This is a genomic window from Brevundimonas sp., from assembly GCF_036659295.1.
Lineage (GTDB): Bacteria > Pseudomonadota > Alphaproteobacteria > Caulobacterales > Caulobacteraceae > Brevundimonas.
Window position 1 is genome coordinate 1 of record NZ_JAVXCU010000102.1, and the last position, 6754, is coordinate 6754.

8 protein-coding genes are annotated in these 6754 nt (G+C 59.1%); all 8 read left to right on the plus strand.

Annotation, left to right across the window (positions count from 1 at the left end):
* On the plus strand, positions 1-232 hold a 232-nt coding region (locus RSB01_RS12740; protein WP_332625600.1), incomplete at its 5' end, for a TonB-dependent receptor.
* A gap of 29 nt (positions 233-261) precedes the next feature.
* Complete coding sequence (cobD, locus tag RSB01_RS12745) at positions 262-1260, plus strand: threonine-phosphate decarboxylase CobD (protein ID WP_332591749.1); 999 nt, start codon at positions 262-264, stop codon at positions 1258-1260.
* On the plus strand, positions 1257-2102 hold the full coding sequence (locus RSB01_RS12750; RefSeq protein ID WP_332591750.1) for an ABC transporter substrate-binding protein: 846 nt from the start codon (positions 1257-1259) through the stop codon (positions 2100-2102). Before cobD ends, RSB01_RS12750 begins: the two co-directional genes overlap by 4 nt.
* Positions 2103-2112: 10 nt before the next feature.
* Positions 2113-3099 (plus strand): iron ABC transporter permease, encoded by a 987-nt coding sequence (locus RSB01_RS12755; protein WP_332620204.1) that lies wholly within the window; start codon positions 2113-2115, stop codon positions 3097-3099.
* Positions 3096-3872 carry an ABC transporter ATP-binding protein gene (locus tag RSB01_RS12760; protein ID WP_332591983.1) on the plus strand — a complete coding sequence of 259 codons (777 nt, stop codon included), beginning with the start codon at positions 3096-3098 and terminating at the stop codon, positions 3870-3872. The genes RSB01_RS12755 and RSB01_RS12760 overlap by 4 nt, the downstream gene beginning before the upstream one ends.
* Positions 3862-4818: an adenosylcobinamide-phosphate synthase CbiB gene (gene cbiB, locus RSB01_RS12765; protein WP_332591984.1), complete on the plus strand. Its 957-nt coding sequence runs from the start codon at positions 3862-3864 to the stop codon at positions 4816-4818. The genes RSB01_RS12760 and cbiB overlap by 11 nt, the downstream gene beginning before the upstream one ends.
* Positions 4806-6278 carry a cobyric acid synthase gene (locus tag RSB01_RS12770; RefSeq protein ID WP_332620205.1) on the plus strand — a complete coding sequence of 491 codons (1473 nt, stop codon included), beginning with the start codon at positions 4806-4808 and terminating at the stop codon, positions 6276-6278. The genes cbiB and RSB01_RS12770 overlap by 13 nt, the downstream gene beginning before the upstream one ends.
* The coding region (locus RSB01_RS12775) for a nicotinate-nucleotide--dimethylbenzimidazole phosphoribosyltransferase (RefSeq protein WP_332625601.1) at positions 6278-6754 on the plus strand (477 nt) is incomplete at its 3' end. The genes RSB01_RS12770 and RSB01_RS12775, both read left to right, overlap by 1 nt.

The following is a 6754-nucleotide window of genomic DNA, read 5'->3' on the forward strand; positions in this document are numbered from 1 at the left end:
TTTCAAGACCGGCCTTGCTGTCCGCTATTCGGGCGAGACGTTCAATAACGACGCCAACACCGTTGTGATGGACGAATACACTCTGGTTGATCTTCGTCTGGCCTATCCGGTCAGCGATCAAGTTGAGCTGTATGGTCGTGTCGAAAACCTGTTCGACGAAGAATATCAAACGGCCAAGGATTACGGCACCGCCGGTCGCGGTGTCTTTGGTGGTGTTCGCGTCAAATTCTGATTTCGGTCAGAATGAAGGACAACGCATTGATGCCTCACAAGGCTTCGATCCGGCATGGTGGTGGCCTGATGGCCGCCACCAAAGCCTATCCGCATGCGCCATTGCCATGGCTGGATCTGTCGACAGGTATCAACCCTGTGCCGTGGTGCGGTCCGCGAGCAGACATTGACGGTTTGAACCGCCTGCCTGACCCGTGTCGGCTTATTGCACTGGAAGCAGAAGCCGCCCGTGTCTTTGGCGCGTCGACAGAACAGGTCTGCGCAGTTTCGGGCGCAGAAACGGCCATACGCCTGTTGCCGCTTATTCTCGGCCCTGTGACGGTTGATATCGTCGAGCCAACCTATGGTGCACACCAAGAGTCATGGCGAGCATCCTCTATGGCTCCCAATGCCATCGGGCCTGACCAGATATTCGCATCTCGTGCCGATGTTCTAGTCATCGTTAATCCAAACAACCCTGATGGTCGCCTGTTCGACAAGGACACACTGGAACAGTTGGCGCGCCAGCGTAGCCGCATGGGTCAGTGGCTGATCGTCGATGAATCCTTCATCGAATGTGCCCCCGAGGCTTCGGTTGCAGGACTGGACATCGACCAGTTGATTGTCCTGCGATCGTTTGGAAAATTTTACGGTCTGGCAGGCCTTAGACTGGGCTTTATGATCGCAAGTCCGGTCTTGAAGGCACGCCTGCGCGCCCTGACCGGCGACTGGCCCGTAAGTGCCGAGGCCATAGTCATGGGGCATGCCGCCTATGCCGATACCGCATGGCGCGAGACGACCCGACTTCGCCTGAACACCGATGCCGAAGGACTGGACGAAGTCTTGTGGAATTCCGGTTTCGAGCCGCTCGGTGGGACATGCCTGTTTCGACTGGTGCGTTCTGACGATGCCCGCGAATGGTTTTCGCATCTGTGTGACCAAGGGATACTGACGCGCCCCTTTGACTATGCGCCCGACTGGCTGCGGTTCGGGGTTCCATGCTCGTCAACACTGCCGCGATTGGCCCAAGCCCTTGAGGCATACCCGTGAGTTTGTCGCGCCGCAGCGTGATCGCAGGGCTGAGCTCTCCAGTCCTGTTACCGCTTACGATCGAGCGCAGGCCGCAGCGCATTGTATCGCTGAACCCGTGCCTCGATGTCATTCTGGTCGAAGTTGCCAACAGCTCACAGATTGCCGCGCTGAGCCACTATTCGCGTATTGCCCGACAATCGACCATCTATGATCTGGCGATGCGCTTGCCGCAGACACACGGCACGGCCGAAGAAATCATTGCCCTGAGACCCGATCTGGTTTTGAGCAGCCGCCACGGAGCCAGAGCCACGCGCAGCGCGCTGGAACGCCTCGGCATTCCCATGGCCCTGTTCGATGTCCCGTCCAGCCTTGCCGAAAGTCTGGTTCAGGTACGCGAAGTCGCAGCGGCGGCAGGCTTTGCCCATCGTGGCGAGGCACTGATTTCACGCATCCAAACGGCCATAAATTCGACCCGCACTGACAACCCGCGCCGCCTTAAAGCCCTTGTCTATCAGCCGAACGGATTTGCAGCCGGCCACGGCACGCTGATGAACGAGATGATGGAACTGGCCGGTTTCGACAATGTCGCCGGACGGTATGGCATCGGCAAATGGGGCAATGTTTCCGTCGAGCATATTCTGGCCAATCCGCCAGAAGTTCTGCTGAGCGGAAGCCTGAGCCCAACCGTGCGGACATGGTCCGAACGGATGATGCGCCACCCTGCCCTTGCTAGCCTTTCGGATCAGATCGTGCAGACGACTTTGGACGAAAAGCTGCTGTATTGCGGCGGACCTGTCCTGATCCAGACCGCCGTTGCTTTGGCCCGTGCGCGGCGTGCTGCCTTGAGGATTTTGTCATGAGGGAACGGGTATGACGGACAGCAAACGCCCCCTTCTTTATCTGTGTTTGCTCAGCCTTGTCGCGGTACTGGCTGTGGCCAGTATGAGCGCGGGCAAGGTGTGGGTGCCCTGGTCTGATTGGGTGGGCAGTACGGGCGATACATCATGGGCAATCCTGTTTGAGTTGCGTCTGCCGCGCACACTGCTGGCATTAATGATCGGCGCGGCGCTGGGCCTGACCGGTGCCGCGCTTCAGGGCTATACGCGCAACCCCTTGGCGGATCCCGGTATGCTCGGTGTTTCCGGCATGGCTGCGCTGGGCGCTGTCACGACCTTTTATATGGGCAGCTTTGCTGCCGCTGTATGGGTGCTGCCGTTTTCCGCCATGGTCGGAGCCGCCTTGGGTGTCGTCCTGTTATTGCTCATGGCCGGTGTCACCTCCAGCAGCATCACTTTTATTCTGGCGGGCGTCGTCATCCAGACTGTTGCAGGTGCCGGTGTCGCCCTTGCGCTTAATCTGGCACCCAATCCATGGGCCGTCACCGAAATCGTGAACTGGCTGATGGGGGCAATCACCGACCGCAGCTTTGACGAGGTGAAGATCGCCGCCCCCGGTATGCTGGCAGGATGCCTGCTTTTGCTGGGTCGGGGGCGCATGCTGGATGCCCTGACACTGGGCGAGAATGGCGCACGCTCCCTTGGTGTCAGTCTGGCGCGTGGGCGGTTATTGCTGACCTTGGGCGTGGCACTTGCTGTGGGCTCGGCCGTCGCGGTGGCAGGTGTAATCGGCTTCGTCGGCTTGATTGTGCCGCACCTGCTTCGACCGCTGGTGGGGGCAAAACCTTCGGCGCTGCTTTTGCCTTCGGCACTGGGCGGGGCGGCTTTGACGCTGGCAGCGGATATTCTGGTTCGCCTGGTACCCGCGGCAACCGAAGTGAAGCTGGGCGTGGCCATGGCCGCAATCGGTGGTCCGTTCTTTCTGGCCCTGCTGATCTCCATGCGGAGGAAACTTGCATGAGCGATCTGGAAGCCCACAAGCTTGGTGTCTGCATTGCCGGACACACTATTCTGGACAATGTTTGCGCCCGTTTCGAGCGCGGCAAGGTGACGGCAATTGTCGGCCCCAATGGTGCGGGAAAATCGACGCTGCTGGACTGTCTCGTTTATTTGCGGACACCGCAAACAGGACGGGTTGTGCTGGCCGGTCAGGACATAGGTTGCATCCCCGAGCGCCAGCGCGCCAGACAGGTTGCTTATGTTCCCCAGAATGCCGAGGTGGTCTGGGCCATCAACGGCGAAACCTTCGTCGGGCTGGGCCGCACGCCCTATGCTGGCGCATGGGGGTTGTCCCGACATGATCGGGCATGCGTTTCCGCAGCCCTGTCCATGACCGACACAGAGCCATACAGGCACCGTGTAATCTCTACACTGTCAGGCGGAGAGCGGGCGCGCATGATGATTGCTCGCGCTCTAGCCGGACAACCCCAATGGTTGCTGGCAGACGAGCCTCTGGCGGGCCTAGATCCGGGGCATGTACTGGATATGGGCGATCTGTTTCGCAAACTGGCCCGCGATCGAGGATGCGGGATCATCATCACCCTGCATGATCTGGGCGCGGCACTTCGTATGGCTGACCGCGTGATTGTGCTGGCTCAGGGGCAGATCATAGCCGATGCGGCACCTATGGAGGCCCTGTCACCGGATGTCCTGCGTCAGGCCTACGGGATCGTAACCCAGACACTTGATGGCGCGAATGGGCCAGTGCTCGAGATATTGGGCCGTGGGCTTTAATCTTTTCTGGATCGTGGCCGGGGCCTTGCAGCTGGAAGCCATCATATACTGGCCACGCGCTCTGCCCCATCCTGTCATGTGGGTCGGCCGGTTTATTAGCGCGCTGGAAAGACGCTGGAATAAGCCGGTATTCAGCGAACGACATAAAAAGCTTCTGGGTATCCTGACAGTTCTGCTGCTGGTTCTGGTCGCTGTGTTTGCCGGTCTTGGCATCCATTGGGTTGCCACTGTCCTGCCATGGCCCCTCGGCATGGCGGTATTGGTCATGGCGTGTGTCTGCGGATTGGCCTTGGGCAGCCTGTGGCAGCATGTCCGTGCGATCCAGAGGCCGCTCAGCGATAGACGCCTGACTGCCGCCCGAAATGCTGTGGGCATGATTGTCGGTCGTGATACCGCCAGCATGGACGAAACGGACATTGCTACAGCAGCGATCGAAAGTCTGGCCGAAAGCTTTAATGACGGAGTGGTCGCGCCCGTATTCTGGTTCGTAGTGGCAGGTTTACCGGGGCTGATTGCCTATAAGGCCGTCAATACGGCTGACAGCATGATTGGTCACATGGAGCCGCGCTGGCGTGCATTTGGTTGGGCTGCGGCCAAGACCGATGACGTGATGAACCTGATCCCTGCCCGTTTGGCGGGGGCTTTATTGGCCCTTGCAGGCTTGGCAACGGGCTCGGCCACAAAAGGCTGGCGCATCATGTTTCGCGACGCCCGAAAACATGCCTCGCCAAATGCCGGATGGACTGAAGCCGCTATGGCAGGTGTATTGGGTGTACGCCTTGGCGGTACAGTCCGTTATGACGGTCTGGAAAATGCCCGCCCTGTCTTGGGAGAAGGTCCTGTACCGATGGCGTCGGACCTGAAACGGGCGATGAGCGTCTATCTGTGGGCCTGTCTGGGGTTGTTTGTGATCGTGCTGGGCGGGGGTTTCTTGTGGCCGCAATAATGATTCAGGGCTGCGGCTCCGATGTCGGAAAGTCTGTACTGGTCGCGGGCCTGTGTCGGCTGTTTACACGGCGCGGCCTTACGGTTCGTCCGTTCAAGCCCCAGAACATGTCCAATAATGCTGCCGTCACCGCACCGGATAGCGAAGGCCGGATAGGTGAAATCGGTCGCGCTCAGGCACTTCAGGCTCTGGCCTGTCGCACCCCCCCGACTGTGGATATGAACCCCGTCTTGCTGAAACCGCAAAGTGATACGGGCGCGCAACTGGTCGTGCGTGGTCAGGTGCGAGGCAACTGGAAGGCGCGAGGCTATCAGGACCATAAGTCGGCTCTGCTGGATGTCGTTCTAGAGAGCTTTCACAAGCTGGAAGCCGAGGCCGATCTAGTCATCGTTGAAGGTGCCGGAAGCCCTGCGGAGATCAATCTTCGCGAAGGCGATATCGCCAATATGGGCTTTGCGCTGGCAGCTAATGTGCCTGTCATACTGGTTGGCGATATTGATCGGGGCCATGTGATTGCGGCACTGGTAGGCGCGCATAATGTACTCGATGGCGATGACCGAAATGCCATCAAAGGCTTTATGATCAACAAGTTTCGCGGTGATCCAGAGCTATTTGACGAGGGGCGAAAGCAAATCATCGACCGTACTGGCTGGCCCGATATCGGCATGGTGCCATGGCTCTATGAAAGCGCCCTTTTGCCCGCCGAGGATGCGGTTGTGCTGCAAAGCCCGACGAGTGCAAATGGCGATCGCAAACTGCGGATTTCGGTGCCCATGCTGTCGAGGATCGCCAATTTCGACGATTTCGACCCATTACGTCACGAGCCGCTGATCGACCTGAACTTCATTCCGCCCGGTCAGATAATCCCTGTCGATACGGACGTTATTATCATCCCCGGCACCAAGGCCACACTGGCCGATCTGGCCTTTGTGAAGGCCCAGGGCTGGGACATCGACATCCTGTCCCATGCACGTCGTGGCAGGCGGGTTATGGGCATCTGTGGCGGGTATCAGATGCTGGGCCGCATGATCCATGACCCTGCCGGATGCGAAGGCATGGCCGGTTCCGCAAACGGGCTGGGATTACTGGACGTCGAAACATATCTTGAGGGCGACAAGACCCTCAAGAGCGTGACCGGCATACTCGCTAAAGACGATGCGGTCTTTGCCGGATACGAAATCCATATCGGCAAGACATCCGGCAAGGATACGCAAAACCCTGTCGCTTTCATCGATGGCCAACCCCAAGGTGCCACCAGCCCCGATGGCCGTATTACGGGCCTATACGTGCATGGGCTGTTCGACAAGGCCGAGGCCCGTCAGGCGCTCTTGCCCGAACTATCCGGCCAGACGGTCGCTATCGACCAGACACAGCGTGTAGATCAGGCGCTGGACCGTATCGCCGAGGCACTAGAGAAACATCTGGATATGACGACCCTTTCCAAGATCGCCGGACTGTAATGAGTAAACTGGATTCCCTTCTCGCCATCCCTGTTCTGGATCGCTCTAACCAACCCCGCATACAGGCGGCTGTTGACGGTAAGGCCAAGCCACCGCGTGCGCTGGGCCGCATAGAAGAACTGGCGGTGCAGTTGGCCGTCATTCAGAAAAAGTCCCTCCCGTCTGTGCGTCAACCGCAGCTTTTGGTGTTTGCGGGCGACCATGGCCTGACCCGCTCGGGTGTTGCAGCGTTTCCTTCAGGCGTCACGGTTTCGATGGTGGATACCCTGCTGGCCGGTCGCGCCAGCGCCAATGCCTTTGCCCGTGTGGTAGGCGCGCGAGTGAGCGTAATCGATGCCGGTGTCGCCGCCGATCTGTCGGATCGCCGAGGGCTTATCCATGCCAAAATCGCCATGGGCACACAGGATGCATCCAAAGCACCGGCCATGAGCACGGATCAGGTTATATCCGGTTTGCTCGCTGGCGCTGATATTGCC